The organism is Streptomyces sp. NPDC088252, from assembly GCF_044740965.1.
Taxonomy (GTDB): Bacteria; Actinomycetota; Actinomycetes; order Streptomycetales; family Streptomycetaceae; genus Streptomyces.
The window spans coordinates 34,956-54,826 of record NZ_JBIURS010000037.1; the positions used below are offsets into that span (position 1 = coordinate 34,956).

18 protein-coding genes are annotated in these 19,871 nt (G+C 71.1%); 12 read left to right on the top strand and 6 right to left on the bottom strand.

The window, feature by feature from the left end; translation table 11 throughout:
* Positions 1–46 precede the first annotated feature (46 nt).
* The 7 genes from ACIOHC_RS40150 to ACIOHC_RS40180 are packed head-to-tail and all read left to right on the top strand — an operon-like array spanning position 47 to position 9,784.
* Positions 47–1,612, top strand: a complete 1,566-nt coding sequence (locus ACIOHC_RS40150; protein ID WP_365693483.1) for an ABC transporter substrate-binding protein — start codon at positions 47–49, stop codon at positions 1,610–1,612.
* Positions 1,609–2,583 carry an ABC transporter permease gene (locus tag ACIOHC_RS40155; RefSeq protein ID WP_365693482.1) on the top strand — a complete coding sequence of 325 codons (975 nt, stop codon included), beginning with the start codon at positions 1,609–1,611 and terminating at the stop codon, positions 2,581–2,583. The genes ACIOHC_RS40150 and ACIOHC_RS40155 overlap by 4 nt, the downstream gene beginning before the upstream one ends.
* Positions 2,583–3,395 carry an ABC transporter permease gene (locus ACIOHC_RS40160; protein WP_365693480.1) on the top strand — a complete coding sequence of 271 codons (813 nt, stop codon included), beginning with the start codon at positions 2,583–2,585 and terminating at the stop codon, positions 3,393–3,395. The genes ACIOHC_RS40155 and ACIOHC_RS40160 overlap by 1 nt, the downstream gene beginning before the upstream one ends.
* Positions 3,392–5,005: an ATP-binding cassette domain-containing protein gene (locus ACIOHC_RS40165; protein ID WP_365693478.1), complete on the top strand. Its 1,614-nt coding sequence runs from the start codon at positions 3,392–3,394 to the stop codon at positions 5,003–5,005. The genes ACIOHC_RS40160 and ACIOHC_RS40165 overlap by 4 nt, the downstream gene beginning before the upstream one ends.
* Positions 4,990–6,327 carry a class I SAM-dependent methyltransferase gene (locus ACIOHC_RS40170; RefSeq protein ID WP_401846454.1) on the top strand — a complete coding sequence of 446 codons (1,338 nt, stop codon included), beginning with the start codon at positions 4,990–4,992 and terminating at the stop codon, positions 6,325–6,327. The genes ACIOHC_RS40165 and ACIOHC_RS40170 overlap by 16 nt, the downstream gene beginning before the upstream one ends.
* A complete protein-coding gene (locus ACIOHC_RS40175; protein WP_401846456.1) occupies positions 6,324–7,748 on the top strand; it encodes a class I SAM-dependent methyltransferase in 1,425 nt (474 codons plus the stop codon). Before ACIOHC_RS40170 ends, ACIOHC_RS40175 begins: the two co-directional genes overlap by 4 nt.
* Positions 7,745–9,784, top strand: coding sequence for a condensation domain-containing protein (locus ACIOHC_RS40180; RefSeq protein ID WP_365693472.1), 2,040 nt, complete (start codon positions 7,745–7,747; stop codon positions 9,782–9,784). The genes ACIOHC_RS40175 and ACIOHC_RS40180 overlap by 4 nt, the downstream gene beginning before the upstream one ends.
* Positions 9,785–9,829: 45 nt before the next feature.
* Here ACIOHC_RS40180 and ACIOHC_RS40185 read toward each other — a convergent pair whose 3' ends face one another.
* A complete protein-coding gene (locus ACIOHC_RS40185; protein WP_365693470.1) occupies positions 9,830–10,750 on the bottom strand; it encodes an NAD(P)/FAD-dependent oxidoreductase in 921 nt (306 codons plus the stop codon).
* Positions 10,751–10,861: 111 nt separating this feature from the next.
* Between ACIOHC_RS40185 and ACIOHC_RS40190 the strand changes: the two genes are divergently transcribed.
* Positions 10,862–11,947 (top strand): saccharopine dehydrogenase NADP-binding domain-containing protein, encoded by a 1,086-nt coding sequence (locus tag ACIOHC_RS40190; RefSeq protein ID WP_401846458.1) that lies wholly within the window; start codon positions 10,862–10,864, stop codon positions 11,945–11,947.
* Here ACIOHC_RS40190 and ACIOHC_RS40195 read toward each other — a convergent pair.
* Positions 11,940–12,368, bottom strand: coding sequence for a hypothetical protein (locus ACIOHC_RS40195; protein ID WP_365693466.1), 429 nt, complete (start codon positions 12,366–12,368; stop codon positions 11,940–11,942). The genes ACIOHC_RS40190 and ACIOHC_RS40195 overlap by 8 nt on opposite strands.
* A 251-nt stretch (positions 12,369–12,619) precedes the next feature.
* Here ACIOHC_RS40195 and pcaC point away from each other — a divergent pair, with 251 nt between their 5' ends.
* From pcaC to ACIOHC_RS40210, 3 genes are read left to right on the top strand one after another with little or no spacing between them, the layout of a single operon-like run.
* The gene (gene pcaC, locus ACIOHC_RS40200; protein WP_401846461.1) at positions 12,620–13,915 is read left to right on the top strand and encodes a 4-carboxymuconolactone decarboxylase; all 1,296 of its coding nucleotides are present in this window, start codon (positions 12,620–12,622) and stop codon (positions 13,913–13,915) included.
* Positions 13,916–13,927: 12 nt separating this feature from the next.
* Positions 13,928–14,575 carry an MBL fold metallo-hydrolase gene (locus tag ACIOHC_RS40205; RefSeq protein ID WP_351086495.1) on the top strand — a complete coding sequence of 216 codons (648 nt, stop codon included), beginning with the start codon at positions 13,928–13,930 and terminating at the stop codon, positions 14,573–14,575.
* Positions 14,576–14,623: 48 nt separating this feature from the next.
* Positions 14,624–15,403: an exodeoxyribonuclease III gene (locus ACIOHC_RS40210; RefSeq protein WP_351086493.1), complete on the top strand. Its 780-nt coding sequence runs from the start codon at positions 14,624–14,626 to the stop codon at positions 15,401–15,403.
* A gap of 19 nt (positions 15,404–15,422) precedes the next feature.
* On the opposite strand, the gene ACIOHC_RS40215 is transcribed toward ACIOHC_RS40210, so the two are convergent.
* Together ACIOHC_RS40215 and ACIOHC_RS40220 are read right to left on the bottom strand one after the other, a co-directional pair.
* Positions 15,423–15,665, bottom strand: a complete 243-nt coding sequence (locus ACIOHC_RS40215; protein WP_389638696.1) for a mycoredoxin — start codon at positions 15,663–15,665, stop codon at positions 15,423–15,425.
* A 218-nt stretch (positions 15,666–15,883) separates the two neighbouring features.
* Positions 15,884–17,062, bottom strand: a complete 1,179-nt coding sequence (locus ACIOHC_RS40220; RefSeq protein ID WP_351086490.1) for a Cmx/CmrA family chloramphenicol efflux MFS transporter — start codon at positions 17,060–17,062, stop codon at positions 15,884–15,886.
* Positions 17,063–17,883: 821 nt separating this feature from the next.
* On the opposite strand from ACIOHC_RS40220, the gene ACIOHC_RS40225 reads away from it, so the two are divergent.
* Positions 17,884–18,045, top strand: a complete 162-nt coding sequence (locus ACIOHC_RS40225; RefSeq protein ID WP_351086488.1) for a hypothetical protein — start codon at positions 17,884–17,886, stop codon at positions 18,043–18,045.
* Between the two features lie 649 nt (positions 18,046–18,694).
* Here ACIOHC_RS40225 and ACIOHC_RS40230 read toward each other — a convergent pair.
* Together ACIOHC_RS40230 and ACIOHC_RS40235 are read right to left on the bottom strand one after the other, a co-directional pair.
* Positions 18,695–18,904, bottom strand: coding sequence for a hypothetical protein (locus tag ACIOHC_RS40230; RefSeq protein ID WP_351086487.1), 210 nt, complete (start codon positions 18,902–18,904; stop codon positions 18,695–18,697).
* 241 nt (positions 18,905–19,145) lie between these two features.
* Positions 19,146–19,283 carry a hypothetical protein gene (locus tag ACIOHC_RS40235; protein ID WP_351086485.1) on the bottom strand — a complete coding sequence of 46 codons (138 nt, stop codon included), beginning with the start codon at positions 19,281–19,283 and terminating at the stop codon, positions 19,146–19,148.
* Positions 19,284–19,871 lie beyond the last annotated feature (588 nt).

Consider the following 19,871-nt stretch of genomic DNA (forward strand, 5'->3'; position numbering starts at 1 on the left):
CCATCAGTTGTACCCCTACCCACCTTCACACCACGTGGAAAGAACGATGCTCCGAACCTCACTGAACCACCTGAACCACCGCGGCAGAGTCGCCTTGGCCGTCGCCGCGATCTCCGCACTGACGCTGGGCGGCTGTTCCTCGTCCGGCAGTCCCGCGCGGGAAGCCGGCAAGCAGTCCTCCTCCGTCCCGGTCGACGGCGGCATCCTGCGCTACGCCGCCGCGGGCTCCCCGTCCACGGCGAGCAACGACCCGCACGGCGGGCTCGGCAACGAGTCCGACGTCCTGCGCTTCGCGCTGGTCTACGACGTCCTCACCGTCCCCGGGAGCGACGGGCGGACGGAGCCGCGGCTCGCCGTGTCCTGGAAGCCCAACAAGACCATGGACCGCTGGACACTGGCCCTGCGTGAGAACGCCGAGTTCACCGACGGCACTCCCGTCGAGGCCGACGACGTGTTGTACTCCCTGCGCCGGATCGCCCGGAAGGCCGCCGAGAACTACGGCAGGCTCGCGGACTTCGACATGAAGGCATCGAAGGCCGTCGACAAGCACACCCTGGAGCTCGTCACCCGCGCCCCGATGGCCGACGCTCCGAAGGCGCTGGAGTCGATCAGCTTCGTCGTGCCCGAAGGGGCCGACGACTTCACCGGTCCGGTGGCCGGGTCCGGGCCTTACCGGGTCGAGAAGACCGGTGCCCAGACCGCTGTCCTGACACGCAACAAGGACTGGTGGGGGGAGCGTCCGCACATCGACCGCATCGAGATCCAGGCCATCGCCGACCCGCAGACCCGGGCCAACGCCGTGGCCTCCGACCAGGCCGACGTGGCCGGCAGCGTCAGCCCCGCCGCGGCCAAGAGCACGGGAGCGGCGAAGACGCAGGTGATCCATCGCGAGGGGGTGACCGAGTACCCGTTCATCATGCGCCTGGACACCGAGCCGTTCGACGATCCGAAGGTCCGGGAGGCATTCCGCCTCGCCGCCGACCGCAAGGCTCTCGTCGACACGGTGTTCCTGGGATACGGGAAGATCGGCAACGACCTCCCCACCCCCTACGACTCCTCGGCCCCGGACGACCTCCCGCAGCGCGGCCGCGACGTCGAGAAGGCCAAGCGGCTGCTCGCCGAGGCGGGTCACGCCGACGGGCTGACCGTGACCCTGCACACCACCACCTCCTACCCCGGCATGGACACGGCCGCCACGCTCTTCTCGAAGCAACTGGCCGAGATCGGGGTCACCGCCGAGGTGAAGGTCGAGCCCGCCGACACCTACTGGACCGCGGTGTACGCGAAGAAGGCCTTCTACACGGGCTACTACGGCGGAATCTCCTTCACCGACCTCACGCGTGTGGGACTGCTGTCCACCTCCCCGACCAACGAAACGGCCTGGAAGAGCGAGAAGTTCGACCAGGGCTTCGCCGAGGCCATGGGTTCCGCCGACGCGTCCCGCCGGGACGAGACGCTGGGCGACATCCAGCGCGAGCTGTGGAAGAACGGCGGATACATCGTCTGGGGCACCGGTGACGGCCTCGACCTGGCGGCGCCGGGTGTCCACGGCCTGCCCGACGGCCCAGGCTTCCAGAGGATGTTCATCGACCGGGTGTGGATGGACAAATGATCCTCCGTCTTGCCGGGCGCTCCTTGCTGACCGCGGTCGCAGCCACGGCTGTCGTCTTCGCGGCCACCGAGTTGCTCCCGGGCGACGCCGGTGAACTCAGGGGCTCCGGGCGGGCCACGGAGTCCGATGTGACCCAGGAGCGCGAACGGCTCGGCCTGGACCGGCCGGCCGCCGTGCGCTACCTCGACTGGCTGTACGGGGCCGTCCGAGGAGACCTGGGCCGGTCGCTCACCAGCGGCCGACCGGTGGCCGGGCTGCTCGCGGAGCGGCTTCCCGCCACCCTCACCCTCGTGGCGGCCTCGCTGGTCGTCACGGGGGTGCTCACCGCACTCGCCCTGGTCGTCGTGTACCTGCGCGACGGCCGGGGCGGCGGGGTCGCGACCGGTCTCGCCGCGGTCCCGCAGCCTGTGTACGCGGCCTTGCTCAGCGCGGTCCTCGCCGGGTGGCTGGGCTGGCTGCCCGCCGTGTCGCTGCTGCCGCCCGGCGGTTCGCCCCTGGACGCAGTGCCGGCCCTGGTGCTGCCGGCGCTGACCCTCGCGCTGCCGTCGGCCGCCTTCGCGGCCGTTCTGCTGAGGGGCACGCTGGAAGACACCTTGCGTCGTCCGCACGTGGCCGACGCCCGAACACGCGGACTTCCCGCGCTCCTGGTCCTGGGCAGGCACGTGCTCCCCTTCCTCGCGGTGCCCGCCCTCCAACTGGCCGCGCTGCTCACGGGCGGCCTGATGGCGGGAACCGCCCTCGTGGAGACGGTGTTCGGCTACCCCGGCACAGGACAGCTGCTGGTCTCCTCCGTCGCCCTGCGTGACATCCCGGTCGTCCAGGCGGTCGCGCTGCTCCCGATCGGCCTGCTGCTGCTGGGCATGCTCCTCGCCGACCTCCTGGCCCCGCGCCTCGCCCGCACCGCGCCCGTCCGCACCGCACCGGCCGACACGCGACCGCGGGAAGCCGTCCGGCCCTCCGGAGGCATCTGATGTTCCCGACCCTTCGCCGCTCCCTCCCCCTGCCGCGTGGAGCCGTGGCCGTGGCCACGGTGGTGCTGCTTCTCGTCCCACTGGGCCGGTTCACGGCTCCGAACGCGACCGACCAGCAGGTGGCCCCGCCCTGGACGCCCCCCGGCGGCTCCGCTGTCCTGGGCACCGACGCGCTGGGCAGGGATGTGCTCTCCCGGGTCCTCGCGGGCGGGACGCAATTGCTCTTCGTGTCCCTGACCGCCGCGGCCACCGCCGTGATCTGCGGGACCGTACTCGGGCTGGCGGCCGGCTGGTGCGGGGGACGGACCGCCCGCGCGGTGCACCGGCTGTGCGACCTCCTGCTGGCAGTCCCCGCCCTGCTGATCGCGCTCGTTCTGGCGGTCGCCCTGCCTGGGTCCACGGCGGTGATCGTGGCCTCCCTCCTCAGCGGTGCACCGCTCACCGCACGTGTCGTCGCGGCCCAGTCGGCGCACCTGCACGACAGCGGCCATGTCCGGGCCGCCGTCGAAAGGGGGGAACGCACGGCGAGCGTGCTCGTCCGCGAGGTCCTGCCCGCTCTGCGCGGGCTGGTCGCCGCGGACTCCGGGCTGCGGCTGGTCACCGCCCTGCAGATCGCGTCCGCCCTCGCGGTCCTGGGCCTCGGCCCCCACCCCCCCGAACCCGACTGGGCGCTGATGCTCAGCGAGAACCTGCCCGGAGTCGCGCTCAACCCCATGGGGCTGCTTGCCCCGGCGATCCCGCTGGCCGGCTGCTGCTGGGCACTGGCAGCGGCCGCCCGCAGCCTGACCCATCGAACCGAGGTCGCCGTATGACACCGAAGGAGACAGCGGCCCCCGGTGCGCGGCCCGCGCGACCGCTGCTGGCCGTCGAGGGGCTCACCGTGTGCCGCCAGGTGGACGCGGCCCCGGTGTTCCCGCCGGTCGACCTTCAGCTCACCGCCGGAAAGGTGCTGAGCATCACGGGTCCCTCCGGAGCGGGCAAGACCACGCTGCTGCGCGCCGTGCTGGATGTCCTCCCGCCCGGTCTGCGGCGCTCCGCGGGCGAGGTGCGGTGGCAGGGCGAGCGGGTGCGGCGGGGCGGTGCCGCCCGCCGCTGGCGCCGTGACCGGTGCGGATGGCTGGGGCAGGACCCCGGTGCGGCCCTGAACCCCCTGTGGCGGATGGACCGTCTGGTCGCGGAGGACCTCTCGGGCGACCGGGACGCCCGGAGGGAGAAGGCGCGTGCCACGCTCCGCTCCCTCGGTCTACCACCCGATCTCACCTCCGGGCGTGCGGCGGAATTGTCCGGCGGACAGGCCCAACGAGTCGCGTTGGCCCGGGTGTTGTGCTCCGATCCGGAGCTGTTGGTATTGGACGAGCCGACCTCGGCCCTGGACCGGGACACCGCGGACCTGGTCATCGACGCGCTGCGCTCCTGGAGCGACGGAGCCGGCCGGGGAGTCCTGCTGGTCACCCACGACGCGCGACTCGCCGCGGAACTGGGCGGCACCACCCTGCGGATGGAGCCCCCGTACGGCGGACGCCCCGCGATGCTCCCCGGCACCGGGCCGGGGAGCCCCGCCACCGCCCGTGCCCCCCGCACGGCCACGTCAGCCCTCCGGGACCACGGGAACACACCCCAAGAGAATTCGGCGCAGGCCGGACGGCCGCCGGTTCCCGTGCTCTCCCTGCGTGGTCTGAGCCTGGTACGGCCCGACGGCGTCCCCCTGCTGAGCCCCTGTGACCTCGACCTCGATCCGGGCTGCGCCGTTGCCGTGATGGGGCCGTCCGGCAGCGGGAAGACGACACTGCTCCACGCCGTCGCCGGACGACGTCCTGCGGCGTCCGGCCGACTGCTGCTGCACGGAGAGCTCCTGGCAGCAGAGGCGGCACAGCGGGACCGTGAGCAGCTGAGGGCCGTCCAACTGGTGGGGCAGAGCCCTGTGGGGGAACTCAACCCTGCCCACCGGGTCGGTACGGCCGTGGCACGGCCGCTCACCGTGCTGCACGGACTCGACCGTTCCAGTGCGCTGTCACGCGCCCGCGCACTCGTCGAAGCGGTAGGGCTGGATCCCGCGCACTTCGACCGCAGACCTTCGCGGCTCTCCGGCGGCCAGCGCCAGCGGATCGTCCTGGCCAGGGCTCTCGCGGCCGCCCCCGACGTGCTGTTGCTGGATGAACCCACCTCGGCCCTCGACCCCGCCACGGCCCATGCGGTACTCGACCTGATCGACCGGCTCAGGAACGAGGGACTGGCGGTCCTGACCATCACCCACGACACCCGGGTGGCCGACCGGGCCGACCGGGTGCTGCATCTGTCCGGACGCCGACTGCGTCCGACGCCTCCCCCAGCCCTCAAGACCACCCCTCACAACGGAATGGAGAACCCCCGTTGTCCGATGACACGACAGCCACTCCCGAAGACCGCGTGGCCAAGCTCGTGACCGATCACCCCTGGGTGTCACGGGTCCACCGCGAGCCGGACGGCACGCTCCTCGTCACCCCGGCCGCCAGTGCCACGGCCGTGACCCCCGCCCTCGGGCCCCTGGTGCGCGAATACCTCGACCAGTGGACCGAGGTCTACGAGTGGGTATACGAAGCGGGGGAGGGACGTCATACCGACGACCTCGACCTGTCCGGATGGCGGTCCTCCGATACGGGAGAGCTGCTGCCCCGGGCACACATGCGCGACTGGGTGGACCGCACCGTGGATCTGGTGCTCGCGCAACAGCCCCGCAGGGTCCTGGAACTCGGCTGCGGCACCGGCCTGCTCGCCCACCGGCTGCACCCGCGGCTCGACGGGTACGTGGGCACGGACGTGGCCCAGGTGGCCGTGGACCGGCTGGCCTCGGCCGCGCTGCCCCGCACCGCATTCGTCCGGGCGGCCGCCCACGAGGCCGGCTCCTCGCAGGTGCACCGTGCCGCGGACCTCGTGTTCGGACAGGGCACCCGGCCCGACTGCGTCCTGCTCAACTCCGTCACCCAGTGCTTCCCCAGCCTGGCGTACCTGGCGGAGGTCCTGCGCGAGGCGATCGCCACGGTCGAGGACGGAGGCACGGTGATCGTCGGCGACAACCGGCACTCCGCCCTCCTCGACGAACACTTCGGCCGGCTGGAGCGGCAGCGCGACCCCGACGCCGATGCCCCAACTGTTGGCGAGCGAGTCGCGGCGGCCGTCGCGGCGGACGAGGAACTGTCCTTCGCCCCCGCCGCGGTCGCGGGTGCGGTCGCGGGCCAGGGACGGCCCGTACGGATGAGCGTCCATGCCCGCACCATGGCTGACGCCACCGAACTCACCCGATACCGCTACGACATCGTGCTGCGCGTAGGCCGGGCCGATGGGGGACAGCGCCCCGATGAGATACGCCGGGAGCCGTGGGAGGCACACAGCGGAGCGGGGCTGGCGATCGCGCTGCGCACCGCACTGGCCGATCCTCCGGTGCTCCTGCACGGGGTGCCCAACGCCCTGCTCGTCGACGCGGTCGGCGCGGTGACTCCCTACGCGCTGCGGAGGGCCCTGACCGGCACGGACGCAGCGGTCCTGCTCGACCCCGCCGATCCCCGGCTGCTGTCCGTGGCAGCTCCGGCAGATGCCGCCGGTACGGCGGTCGAAGAGGTGGCGGCGCCCGCTTTCGGCCCGGCGGTCCACGAACCTCTGCCCGCCTTCGTGAGCCGACGGCTGCCGGAGGTGCTGCGCGACCACCTGCGCCGCGCCGCACCCGGAACCGCGCTCCCGAGGATCACCGTTGTGGAGAACACGCTGTGACCGCCCCAGCATCCCTCGCCGATGCGCTGGCCGAAGTGCCGGAGGTCGCGGCGTGGCAGCTCGTGCCGGGCAATGGCGGCGACACCACGCTCCTGATCGCGGGCGAGCCCGCGGCCGACAGAGGCCGTGGACGGCCGGGCGACCTCGCCGCGGCCGTCGAGGCGGTCGCCGCCGGTGACGCGGTCACGAAGAGTGCCGACCTGTCCTCGTTCCCCGGACTGATGCGGCTGCTGGACGAGACCGCGTTGCTGACCACGGCCCGCGTCCTGGACCGGGCGCGCCTTTTCCGTGGCGGGGCGAGCCACACAGCGGCCGAGACCGTCGACGGGCTCGGCTGCGTACCGCGCCACGCCTGGATCGTCCGCCGCTGGCTGCGCACGCTGGTCACCGAGCAACGCCTGGAACACGACTCCGCGACGGGCCGCTACCACTCGCTGACCGCACCGGACCGGCAAACGTACGCGCGTGCCCGCCGCGCGCTGGACGACGCGCGGCGCGGCCTCGACTACCCGGTTTCGATGACTCGGTTCTTCCTGAGCGCGGCGGACCGGCTGGCGCTGCTGCTCCAGGACCGGACGACACTCCAGGAGATCCTCTTCCCCGACGGAGGCACGGACACCGCGGAGGGCAACTACCGGGACAGCACACCGAGCCGGTGGGTGAACCACGCGGCGGCGGACCTGGTCGCCGCCGAGGCGCGGCGGCTCGCCGGCCGCCGTCCCCTGCGGATTCTGGAGGCCGGTGCCGGGGTCGGTGCGACCACCGGCGCGGTGCTCGAAGCGCTCGGAGACACACCGGTCGACTATCTGTTCACCGACGTCTCGCGCTTCTTCCTCCTGGCGGGCCGCGAAGCCTTCGGCTCCCACACGGGAATGCGCCGGCAGATTCTCGACATCAACGCCGACCCCCTGGCCCAGGGATTCGCCCCCGCCTCCCAGGACGTGGTGCTCGCCGCCAACGTCCTGCACAACGCGCGGCACGTCGGCCGCGCCCTGGCCGCGCTGCGGGAGCTGCTGGCGCCGGACGGTCTCCTGGTCCTCGTGGAATCGTGCCAGGAGCACTACCAGGCTCTTACCTCCATGTACTTCCTCATGTCGCCGCCGCCTGGTGAGAGCGACGACTGGTTCACCGACCTGCGGGCCGGGCAGGACCGGGTGTTCCTCAGCGGTGACGAGTGGTCGCGGCAGCTGGACGCCGCCGGCCTCACCCCCCTGCCCGTCCTCCCCGGCGCGGACCACCCACTCGCCGCCGCCATCGGCCAACGCGTGATCGCGGGACGTGCCCGGCCCTTGAACGACGGACCCGATCCGGCGGCGGTCGGCTCCGCCCTCGCGGCCCGGCTGCCGCCCGACGCGCGGCCCACACGCATCCATGCTGTCCACCGCATCATCCGCCCCACCACGACTGGAGAGATCTGTTGAACTCCCCTTCCGCCTCCGGCACCACCCCTGTCGCGGCCCCCGCGGCGACGGCCGTACCCCACGAGCTGGTCGACGCGATCCGTGAGGTGTGGGCCTCGGTCCTGGACAGTGACCTGGCCTCGGTCCCCGCTGAGGCGAGTTTCCTGAGCATGGGCGGCGATTCGGTGCTCACCGTGCGGATGGCGGCGATGCTCCGCAAGCGTCTGGGGGTCGTCCTCGCCCTGGCGGACGTACGCGTCGAGTACAGCGCGGCCCAACTCGCTTCCTTCATCCACGAACGCGGAACCGTAGCGGGGGCTGGCACGCTGCAGGCACTCCCGCTCGACCTGAAGCGACGTGAGGAACCGGACGAGCCGTTCCCGCTCCTCCCATTGCAGCAGGGCTACTTCGTCGGCCAGCAGGACGCCTGGGAACTCTCCTACCGCTCCGCACACCACTACGTGGACATCGGTCTGCTGGACATCGACGCAGATGAAGCGCCCGAGGCCCTTCAGGACGCGCTGGAGCGACTGGCTGAGCACCAGGCGGTTCTGCGCGCCCGCATTCTCCCCGACGGCCGACAGCGGATCCTGCCTCTGGACGACCCGGAGGCCATGCCGAAGCTGCGGGTGACCGACCTCCGCGAGGCCGACGAGACGGCGCTCGCGGAACAGCTCGCCTCGATCCGCCACGAGATGAGCACCGAAGGCCCCGACCCCTCGCAGGGCTGCGGTCTGGACATGCGGCTGACCCTGCTCCCCGGTGACCGCGCACGCCTGCATTCCTCCACCAGCCTGCTGATCATCGACGGGTGGTCCTCCGGGGTCTTCTACCGCGACCTCTTCGCCCTGGTGTCGGACTACAACGCCGTACTGGCTCCGCTGGACATCGACTTCGGCGACTACGCCACGACCCTGCGCGAGCTGCCCGGCACGGAGCAGTGGCGTCAGGACCGTGACTGGTGGTGGAACCGGCTCGACGGCTTCCCGCTGCCCCCAGCTCTTCCGTTGGTGGCAGACCCGGCCGAGGTGCGCCCCACGCTCATGGGCATGCGGCAGGCGGTCCTCGACCCGAAGCGCTGGTCGGCCCTGAGGAGCCTGTGCACCCAGCACGGCGTGACCCCGTCGGCCGCAATGTTCGCCGCGTTCTCCGTAGCCGTCGCTCGGGCCTGCGGCCACCGCCGCTTCCTGCTGAACACCCTCCAGCTGAACCGGCTGCCCCTGCACCCGGACGTGCCCCGGCTCGTCGGGGCCTTCTCCTCGACGCTGCTCCTGCCGGTCGAACTGCCCGAAGCCCCCGCCTTCGCGGACCTCGCCGCTCAGGCGCAGCGGGACATCGGTGACTCGCTCGCGCACAACCTCATCACCGGCGTCGAGGTGTCCCGGGAACTGGGCCGTCGCCGTGGGACCCATCGCCCCGTCGCACCCGTGGTCTTCCAGTCCACCCTGGGTGTCGACGCGGCACTGGGCAGCGAGGTACCGCAGGAGGCAGGGCCGTTGGGGACCATCGACCTGCTGAGTCACCACCAGCAGCTGCGCACGCCTCAGGTCGCCCTGGAGGTGAGGCTGTTCGAACTGAGGGGTGAACTCGTCGTGGTGTTCTCCCTCGTGGAGGAACTCTTCGAGGACGAGGATGTCGACCGGATGTTCGCCAATGTCATGTCCACCGTGGAGTCCCTGGTGGAAGCGGACGGCTGGTCGGCCCGTGTCGAACTGCCCGAGGCGTTCGACGCCCCTGTGGCGGATGCCGACGGAGCGGTGTCCGGTGCACGGCTCTCCGTGCCCGCTGCCAACACCGGTGCCGTCGGCGCCGAACCGGGCGCCCCCCGGGACGAGCTCGAACGGTCCATCGCCGCTCAGTGGGCGGAATTGCTCGACCGCCCCGTTGACGAGCGCACCGCCGACTTCTTCGCGCTGGGTGGCGATTCGCTGCTCGCGGTCCGGATGCTCGGATCGCTGGCCCGGGCCGGCATCGGCAGGGTGACGCCCCGGCGCTTCCTTGAGCAGCCCACGGTGGCGGGCCTCGCCGACGCGGTACGGGAAGCGTTTGAGGGGTGAGGAATCTGTGGCGGGGGGTGCCGGACGCCCTCCGCCACGGGTCCGTCAGGCGTTCAGGCCCGCGTCCTCGCGGAACAGCTCCTGGTCCAGCCACACGGCGGCCCGCGCACCGTCGGCGGCACCCGTGATCACGAAGGTGAGGGCGTCGGGCAGGGCTTCCAGCCGGGCCATGTCGCCGGCCGCGTAGACCCCGGCGACCGTGGTCCGCTGGAACTCGTCCACCCGCACACAGCCGTCGGGGAGGATCGCGCAGCCCAACTGTGCGGCGAGGTCCGAGTGCTGTCGGGTCGGAGCACGGTGGTACACGGCCTGCCGCCCGACCACCCGTCCGTCACCGAGCACCAGGCGTATGGCCCCGGCTTCGCCCTCGACGCGGGTCACCGTGTCCTCGACGACGCCGATCCCGGCGGCTGCCAGCCGGTCGGCGGCCTGCCCGGGAACCGGGTGCCCGTTGGTGAAGACGATTACGTCGTCACTGAACCGGTCGGCGACGTACAGCGCCTGCATCACCTGGGAAACCTCGTGTCCGAGGACCGCCAGGGTCATCCCGCTGGTCTCCCAGCCGTGACAGAACGGGCAGTGGTAGACCCCGCGCCCGAACAGGTCGGAGACGCCCGCCACTTCTTCGAGTACGTCGACCTGCCCGGTGGCCAGGACCACTTTGCGGCTCTCCACCGACCCCCCGTCGGCCAAGGCGAGGGCGAACCCTGCCGCCGTGTCCTTGGCTCGGGTGACGGAACCTTCCCGGATCTCCACGTTCGGGTAGGCGGTCAGCTGCTCGCGGCCGATCCTGCGCAGCTCCGCGGGGGAAAAACCGTCGCGGCTGAGGAACATGTGCATCTCCTCGGCGGGTGCGTTTCGCGGATTCCCCGCGTCGAGCAGCAGCACCTGCCTGCGCTGACGTCCGGACACCAGGGCCGCGTTGAGGCCCGCGGGCCCTCCGCCCACCACGATCACGTCGTACATCGCGTCTCCTGTCGCAAACGACTGCGGAGTAGCAGTCTTTGATAATAGTTATCATTTTCATTGAGTATGCAGGGGGCGGCCCATGGGGCCGCGGAAACAGGAGGGCTTCGGATGGACAGCAGGACCATCGGCGTTATCGGCGGTTACGGAGCGGTGGGCAGCGCGGCCGTACGCCGCCTTCACCGGGCGGGTGCCGGCCCTCTCCTGATCGCCGGCCGTGACCCCTCGAGCGCGGAGTCCCTGATCCGGAGCCTGGGGGCGGACGGCCCCGATGTGACGGCCGTCGCGCTGGACCTCATGGACGCGGAGGCGCTGGACCGGTTCGCGGCGCGCTGCGGGATACTCGTGAACTGCGCCGGGCCTTCCTACCGCGTGCTGGACACTGTCGCGCGAGCGGCCCTGCGACGAGGCGCCGACTACGTGGACGCCGCCGGTGACGACCCGGTGAGCGTCCGACTGAACCAGGAGGGCGGGGCGACGCGGTGGACGGACGCCGGGCGGCGCGCCGTGCTCTCCGCCGGGGCACTCCCCGGCCTTTCGGGGCTGCTGCCCCGCGTGCTGATCGGCCGTGCGGCACGCCCCGTCCGGCTGGAGGCGTATCTGGGTGGTGTCGCCCCCCTGACTCCGGCCGCCGCCGGTGACGTGATCCTGGGTCGCGGCCCTGAACACGGCGTTTCGGCGGCGGCCTGGCAGGGCGGCCGGGTGGTCGACCGGGCGCTCGTCCCTCGCCGTGAAGTGCGGCTCGACGCCTTCCCTCGTCCCGTCAGCGCGTACCCCTATCTCTCCACCGAGGCTGCCCGGCTCGCCGGCGTGACGGGTATCGACCAGGTGCACTGGTACACCGTGTTCGGCGGCAAGCGCCTCGCCGAGGAACTGGCCATGGCTTGGGCCCTGGACAGCACGGACACCGCGGAACTCGTCACCGCGGCTTCCGAGGACGTGAGCCGGTACGGGGCTTGGTACGGGCAGGAGTTCCACCTGTGGGACGGCCGGGTGGACGGACCGCCGCACAGGACGCTCGTTCTGCGGACCGACGACTCCTACGAACTGAGCGGGTTCCTTACCGCCGTCGCCACCCTGCGCGTACGGGAATGCGACGTCCCGCCGGGGGTGCATTTCGCTGCCCACGTTCTCGACCCGGTGGCCACGGCGGCAGCTTTGGGGGAGGATCCCGCAGCCGAGCTGATCATCAACTGACCGGGACCGTCGGCTGCGACAGGCCGACGGTCGGAGGCTGCTGCAGGGCCGTCGATCCGCAAGAGTACTCGCCGTAGGCCGTCGAGCCGCGGGCGAAGAGCGCATCGGGCCGGCGGGACGTGGGCTTTGGCCGCGAGCACCTCGGTCCCGGGCACCATACGGCGATCTCGGCGGGCTTGGCGCAGGCCCACTGCATACGCGCCTCGACCTTGCTGAGCGCGTCGTGCTCGTCCTGGGCGTCGACGACCCCCGGACCGGCCGTGCCCAGGGCCAGCAGGGAACCGCAGAATCGTTCGGTGATGACGTCGACGACGCTACGGACGGCGTCCGCCGTGAGGAACGGCAGGACGGCCTCGGCGGCGAAGAAGTACGGACCCGTCGACCAGGAGACGACCGTGTCGGTCCAGGACCCATCGGTCACGGAGGCGGCGATCGTCGTCCGGCTCGGAGTGTCGCCGCGGCGGCGACCGGCAGGCCAACGCCGCTCTGCACCGGATCGTGCAGACCCGCCTGCGCTGCGACCCGCGCACCCAGGAGTACTGCGAACGCCGACTCAAGCAAGGCAAGACCCGACGCGAAATCGTCCGGTGCCTCAAACGCTACGCCGCCCGCGAGGTGTTCCACCTGGTCAGGGCCATGCGATCGTGACCCCGTCATAGGGGCTGTTGTGAGATGTGGGAGCGTGGGCGGGTGAGTGAGACGACGGCTGAAACCCTGCAATACCGCTTTGACGGGCCAGAAGACGCACCGGTCCTGGTCCTGGGTCCCTATCTCGGTACCACATGGCACATGTGGGACCGGCAGATACCGGAGCTCACCCAGCACTGGAGAGTGCTCCGCTTCGACCTCCCCGGCCACGGCGGTGCCCCCGCCCGCCCGGCCTCCGCCGTCACCGAGCTCGCCGACCGACTGCTGGCCACCCTCGACGGACTCGGCGTCCAGCGCTTCGGGTACGCGGGCTGCTCCATCGGCGGCGCGATCGGCGCGGACCTCGCACTGCGTCACCCGCACCGGGTCGCCTCGCTCGCCCTGGTCGCAGCCTCGCCCCGGTTCGGCAGCGCCGACGAATTCCGCCAGCGCGGGGTGGTCGTCCGCACCAACGGTCTGGAGCCGATGGCCCGGACCGCACCGGAGCGCTGGTTCACCCCCGGTTTCGCCGCCGCCCAGCCGGCCATCGTCGAGTGGGCCGTCCAGATGGTCCGCACCACCGACCCCGGCTGCTACATCGCCGCCTGCGAAGCCCTCGCCGCCTTCGACATCCGTGGTGAACTCGGCCGTATCACCGTCCCGACCCTCGTCCTGGTCGGAGCCGAGGACCAGGTGACCGGGCCGGGAGACGCCCGCACCCTGGTCGCGGGCATACCGGACGCCAGGCTCGCCCTCGTCCCCGGCGCCTCGCACCTCGCCCCGGTCGAGCAGCCCGGAGCCGTCACCGACCTGCTCCTGACCCATTTCTCCACGGCCTGGCAGGACACCCTCGCCGCCATCCCCGTACCGCCGCACACCCCGCAGCTCTCCGCCCCCGTGCTGCCCGTCGCGGAGATCACCGCCGCCACCCCACAGCCCGAGACCGGGACCACCGGACGCACCGACCCGTACGAGTCCGGCATGAAGATGCGCCGCGAGGTGCTGGGCGACGCCCATGTGGACCGGGCCATGGCCGCCGCCGACGACTTCACCGGTGACTTCCAGGAGCTGGTCACGCGCTACGCCTGGGGCGAGGTGTGGAACCGCGAGGGCCTGGACCGCCGCACCCGTAGCTGTGTCACGCTCACCGCGCTGGTCGCCTCCGGCCGTCTGGAGAGCCTGGCCGCGCACGTCAGGGCTGCACTGCGCAACGGCCTCGCCCCGGCCGAGATCAAGGAGGTGCTGATGCAGACCGCCGTGTACTGCGGCGTACCGGCCGCGAGCGCCGCCTTCTCGATCGCCCAGACAGTGATTCAGGAAGAAACGACGCCCCGTCCGTAGCAGGATGGGGCCATGAACCCCGCGCACCTGAAACTGACCAAGAAGACGCATTCCTGCATCCGTCTGGAGAAGGGCGGGCAGACGCTCGTCATCGACCCGGGCGGCTTCTCGGAGCAGGACGCCGCCGTCGGCGCCGACGCGCTGCTGGTGACGCACGAGCACCCCGACCACTTCGACGAGGAGCGGTTGCGCGCCGGCATGGAGGCCAACCCGGCCGCCGAGATCTGGACCCTGCGCAGCGTCGCCGACCGGCTCGCCGCGGCCTTCCCCGGGCGTGTCCACACCGTCGGTCACGGCGACACCTTCTCCGCCGCGGGTTTCGAGGTACAGGTGCACGGCGAACTGCACGCGGTGATCCATCCGGACATCCCGCGGATCACCAACATCGGCTTCCTGGTGGACGGTTCCGTCTTCCACCCGGGCGACGCCCTCACCGTCCCCGACCGGCCGGTCGACACACTGATGCTTCCGGTGATGGCGCCCTGGAACAAGATCTCGGAGGTCATCGACTACGTACGCGAGGTCGGGCCGCGCCGCGCCATCGACATCCACGACGCACTGCTCACCGATCTGGCCCGCCCGATCTACGACACCCAGATCGGCAGCCTCGGCCGCACCGACCACGGCCGGCTGACCCCGGGGGACTCGACCGACCTGTGACCGGCACCGGTCCGGCGACTGTCAGTGGGAGCGGCTAGGTTTACGTACATGCGCATTGCCACCTGGAACGTCAATTCGATCACCGCCCGGCTCCCGAGACTGCTGGCCTGGCTGGAGCGCACCGGCACGGATGTGCTGTGCATCCAGGAGACCAAGTGCACCGCCGAGCAGTTCCCGGCGGACGCGCTCCGCGAGCTCGGCTACGAATCCGCGGTCAACGCCACAGGCCGGTGGAACGGGGTCGCGCTGGTTTCCCGGGTCGGCCTGGCCGATGTCGTCAAGGGGCTGCCCGAGGGCCCCGGGTACGAAGGCGTGGAGGAGCCCCGGGCGATCTCCGCGACCTGTGGCCCGGTCCGTGTCTGGTCGGTGTACGTGCCCAACGGGCGGGAGATCGAGCACCCGCACTACGCGTACAAGCTGCGCTGGTTCGAGGCCCTGCAGAAATCCGTCGCGGCGGACGCCGCCGGTTCGCAGCCCTTCGCGGTCCTGGGCGACTTCAACGTGGCCCCGACCGACGAGGATGTATGGGACCCGGCACTGTTCGAGGGTGCGACCCATGTCACACCCGCCGAGCGGGCCGCGCTCGCCGCGCTGCGCCAGGAGGGGCTGTCCGACGTCATGCCCCGCCCGCTCAAGTACGACCGTCCTTACACCTTCTGGGACTACCGGGAGCTGCGCTTCCCGAAGAACAAGGGCATGCGGATCGACCTCGTCTACGGCAACGCGCCCTTCGTCACGGCGGTCGAGGACAGCTATGTGGACCGCGAGGAGCGCAAGGGCAAGGGCGCTTCCGACCACGCCCCGGTCGTCGTGGACCTGGCTCTCTGACGGCTCGCCCCGACGGGGCTCACTTCTGCCGAGCCCCGACGCGGACGGCCTCCAGCACCTGGCGCCTGGACGGATTCACCATGGGCCTGCCCGCCACGGTGACCGTCGGCACGGTCTCGTTCCCGTCCGCCACGGACCGGACGAAAGCCGCCGCCTCGGGGTCGCGCCAGATGTTCACCTCGGTGTACTGCAACTTCGTGAGCCGCAGTTGCAGGCGCAGCTTCATGCAGTACGGGCAGCCGGGCCGCCAGTAGACGACCATGCCATCGCGGTCCTCGGTCACTGGATCCCCCTGTTCGCGTGTGTGCGGCAGATCCTAGTGCGCCGTCGGCTCCGAAGGACGGCGGAACCCGGCGTGCGGCGCCTTTGTCAGTGGCCGCCGATACGGTGGTCCATGTCCTTGTCCCGCTCGCTGGCTGCTTGCTGTGATCAGGACGGCCCCGCCCGTTCAGCGCCGGGCGGGGCTTCATCCATCGGCGGTCACACCGCGGGAACGCCGTCCCGACCACGGTCGACGGCCCGGCGCGTTCCCAGTGACGCCCAGGCGGTTCCCAGAGCCAGGGCCATCAGCAGCGCGCTCACCCACAGCGGTGACCGGAAGCCGAGTCCCGCATCGATCGCGAGGCCGCCGAACCAGGGGCCGAGCGCGCCGCCCACGTTGAACGCGGCCGTGGCGAACGAGCCGGACAGGGTCGGTGCGTCGGCTGCCAGCCGGAACACCCATGAGATCAGAGCCGTCCCGGTACCGAACGCGAGCAGCCCCTGGACGAAGACGAGCGAGATCGTCGCGAACGGGTTCCCCGCACTCAGCGCGAAGCCGGTCCAGCCGACGGCGAGCGAGACGAGGCCGGCCGTGGTGAGGGCGAGAGGCCGTGCGTCGACGAGCCGGCCCGCGGCGGTCACCCCGACGAACGAGCCCAGGCCGAACAGCGCGAGGAGGGCGGGCACCCAGGCGTCACCGAGCCCGGTGACATGGGTGGCGAGCGGTTCGAAGTAGGAGAACGCGCAGAACGTCGCCCCTTGGACGAGGGCGCTCGTCAGGAGGGTGAGCAGCAGCCGTGGCCGGGCCAGGGTCCGCAGCTCGACGCCCGCGCGCGCGGGGGCGGCTTTCGGCCGTCCCCCCGGAATCGTCCTGGCGATCACGGCGACGGCCGGTACGGAGACGAGGGCCACGGCCCAGAACGCCGACCGCCACCCCCAGTGCCCGCCCAGCGCCGCACCGGCGGGCACTCCGGCCACACACGCGATGGTGACGCCCCCGACCACCACGGACGTGGCGCGCGCTCGGGCCTCCGGGCCGACCATGGAAACCGCGGTCGCCAGCGCCACGGCCCAGAAGCCGGCGTTCGCCAGCGCCCCGACCACCCGGGTCGCGAGGAGCACCCCGTAGCCGGGGGTGAGCGCGCCGACGACATGGACGGCGCTGAAGACACAGAGGAAGAACAGCAGCGCGCGGCGGCGAGGCCAGTTGCGGCTGAAGAGCGCCATCAACGGCGCCCCGACGATCATCCCGACCGCGAAGGCCGAGGTCAGCAGCCCCGCTGCCGGAATGGATACGTGGAGGTCGGCGGCGATGTCCGAGACGAGACCGGACAACATGAACTCGGATGTGCCCTGGGCGAAGACGGCGAGCCCGAGCGCGTACACAGCGAATGGCATGAGGAACCCCATGGATGGCTGATGGATGGACCAGACAGGGGGTGTGGGCCGCGCCCGAACGTGATGACGAGCGGCAACGCGGAAGGACGTCCATGGTGGTCATGGACGGAACCCGGCGACGCGGAAGGCGCCGGAGCCGGAGAATCCGCGCACGGATGCGTCACGTGCGCGTACGGGAAGACGCAGCCCACACTGCGGTGGTCCAGCGGCGGCAGCCGGGTCGAAACGACCTCGTGACCGGTACTCGACCGTGCGGATCGGTTCGCCGACGATTTCGGCCACCGGCGGACCGGTGGCTAGTGTTTGTCGGACTCGGGGCTGGACATGATCGCAAAACTACCAGCTCGGATCTTCCGGCTCCACCTGTTTTCCGCCGTGAAGCCCGCAGTGACGGCGACTTCGTGCCGGGCCCGGACCCGCCGCGTGGGCGCCTGCGAGGGGGCGTGCGACCGTGTGCCTCCCCGAGTGGTCGCGGACGGCGCGCGCTGCTCGACAGGCGGAGCGGCTGGGGGAGTCCCCGATGATCGGCCGGCCCGGCAGCCGCGGCGGGCCCGGCGTATCCGTCGTCGGTCCCCCCGGGCCGTAGGGCGACCAGGGCCGGCCCTGCTGGCCCGCCGGGCACCGACGGCAAGAATGGTACGGACGGGCGCGACGGCAAGAACGGGCAGACCCGCCGGACGGCTACAGTCTCCAAGTGCCGCCGGATGATCCGGATGCTCTGGTGTGCCGCCGTACTGGCGCCGCCACTCCCGCGCCGGACCAGTCCCGCAGCCTCCTCGGCCTCGGCGTTCTGGCGGCAACCTTGATGTACAGGAGACTTGATGGCTGACATTCCGCCGCGGCAGGCACAGCGGCGCATCGACGACAGCGCTGCCGACATGGAGACGCTCGTCGACCTCGGACTCGTCGAAGAGCAGCCGGTACCGCAGTACGCCGGGCTGTTCCTTGAGCCTGACATCCCGCCCGTCGACGAACCCGAGTGATGTCACCCCTCCCGCTTCGGCGGGAGGGCCGTTCCATTGTCTGGGCGGTCAGAGGCGGGACTTGCTCACCGGAGCGGGGATGGAGCGACAACGGACACCTCTGCAGCTGTATCGGCCTTCGAAACAGCACTGAGCATGCCCGCCGATCATGCTCGCGCACTGGGAAACCCCAAGATCACCGACAGAGTCAAGTTAGTACTCACGGACGTCACCCCACAAGAACCCGTCGCCGCCCACCTCGGCGTCGGCGCCGGTCGGCAGCCTCCGGCGGTGACGTGTCCGAGGTGGTGACGGACGACGTCGGAGCAGCGGGCTGCCGGCTTGTGGTGGCCGGGTCGCAGCCGACCAGGGCCAGAGTGGCCAGACAGCCGAGCGCGGCGGGAGGTGTGCGGGTGTTCAAGTCGTCCCCCCAAGGGTGGTTCATGAAGGAATGACCGTAGCCGGGCTTCGTTGCCGGTGAGGCGCGTACTCCTGACGTGACGGATTTGTGATCAGACGGTGAGGGGGAGGTGGCATCGGTTGGGGGCAGGGTCGGGCGCCAACCGTCGTCGGGGCCGGGCCAGTAGAGGATCGCGACGATGCCTACGCCGCACTGCGCCGGCTCGACGCACGGTTCGGCGGAGCGCACACCTGTTCGGCGGGGCTTTCGTCACGCCGCCTCGTACCGGTGCGCCCGCCTGCCGCGCCACTCGATCCAGTGCGGGTCGTCGAGGAGATCCCAGGCGTCTTCGAGTCCGGCCCGCCTCAGGAACTCGACGAGGTCGCGGTCGTCGTGGGCGAGCCCGGCGATCTCCCCGTTGATCGTGACTCTCCGCCCGCCGGTGCGGGACAGGCCGTGGACGACTATCGGGGCGCTCATGTCTTCAGCGTGCGCCCCGCGCCCGCTCACAGCACCCCAAGCTCCTTATCCGGCCGGCAGCGGGCAGTGCGCTCCCGCCCGGATTCCGTCCGCGAGCAGGGCGAGTGCCTGGTCCCGGTCGATGGCGCGGCGCCGTTTCCCGATGGGATGCGGTACCCGGTGGGCACCTGACCCGTCTGTCCTGTGCCGGCGATCCTTGACCGTGTGCCATGGAAGTTGTGCGGCGGGGCGCAGCCTCAACCTACGCAGTGGAACTCTTACCTTGTGATGCCTTCTTGACCCGGTCGACAAGTGTCTCCGCGATCGGCTGGATGTCCCTGGGCTGCTTGAGTTCTTCCCCCAGGATGCCTATCACGACCTTGTCGACGCGCATTATCACCTGAGATTTGTAGGTACCGGAGCCGCTTGTACGCCTCGGGGTCCTGTGCGCCGGCCTCGATTTTCACCGGCTGGGGTGATTCTGCTTCTCGTCCCGCTCCCACGAGATTCTTCATGACCGTCTTCGCGCCCTCGGGGGAGTCGAAGGAAAAGACGAACACCGCCGCCCTGTGCTCGCGGTCCCCCGCGGGCCGATTCACCGTTCCTTCGTCGTACGAGTCGGACCCCATGGCGACCAAGCTGGCAGATTTGCACGTCACGGCCATTGATACGCAATCGCGGAAGGCATCCTTTCCGTCACGCACCTCGGGATCTGCTTCGCCGCGCCACCCGGCGGGGAGGCTCTCGCGGTCGGGCATGGCGCTACGCATCTGTCCTGGAGTGAGGCCGACTGTCGAGCCGCTGCCGTCTCCCCCGTACAGGCGGTCAAGCCGGCTGTGCCGCCCAACATGAGAGCCGCAACTCGAAGCCATACGCGCACAGCAACTCCCCATCCTAATCCGGTATTAGCGGTGCTCGGTGGCCGGGCAGCGTCGGGCGAAGACACCTATCCCCAACACGGTCCTGCAGGCCTTCTGTGAGAGCGGTG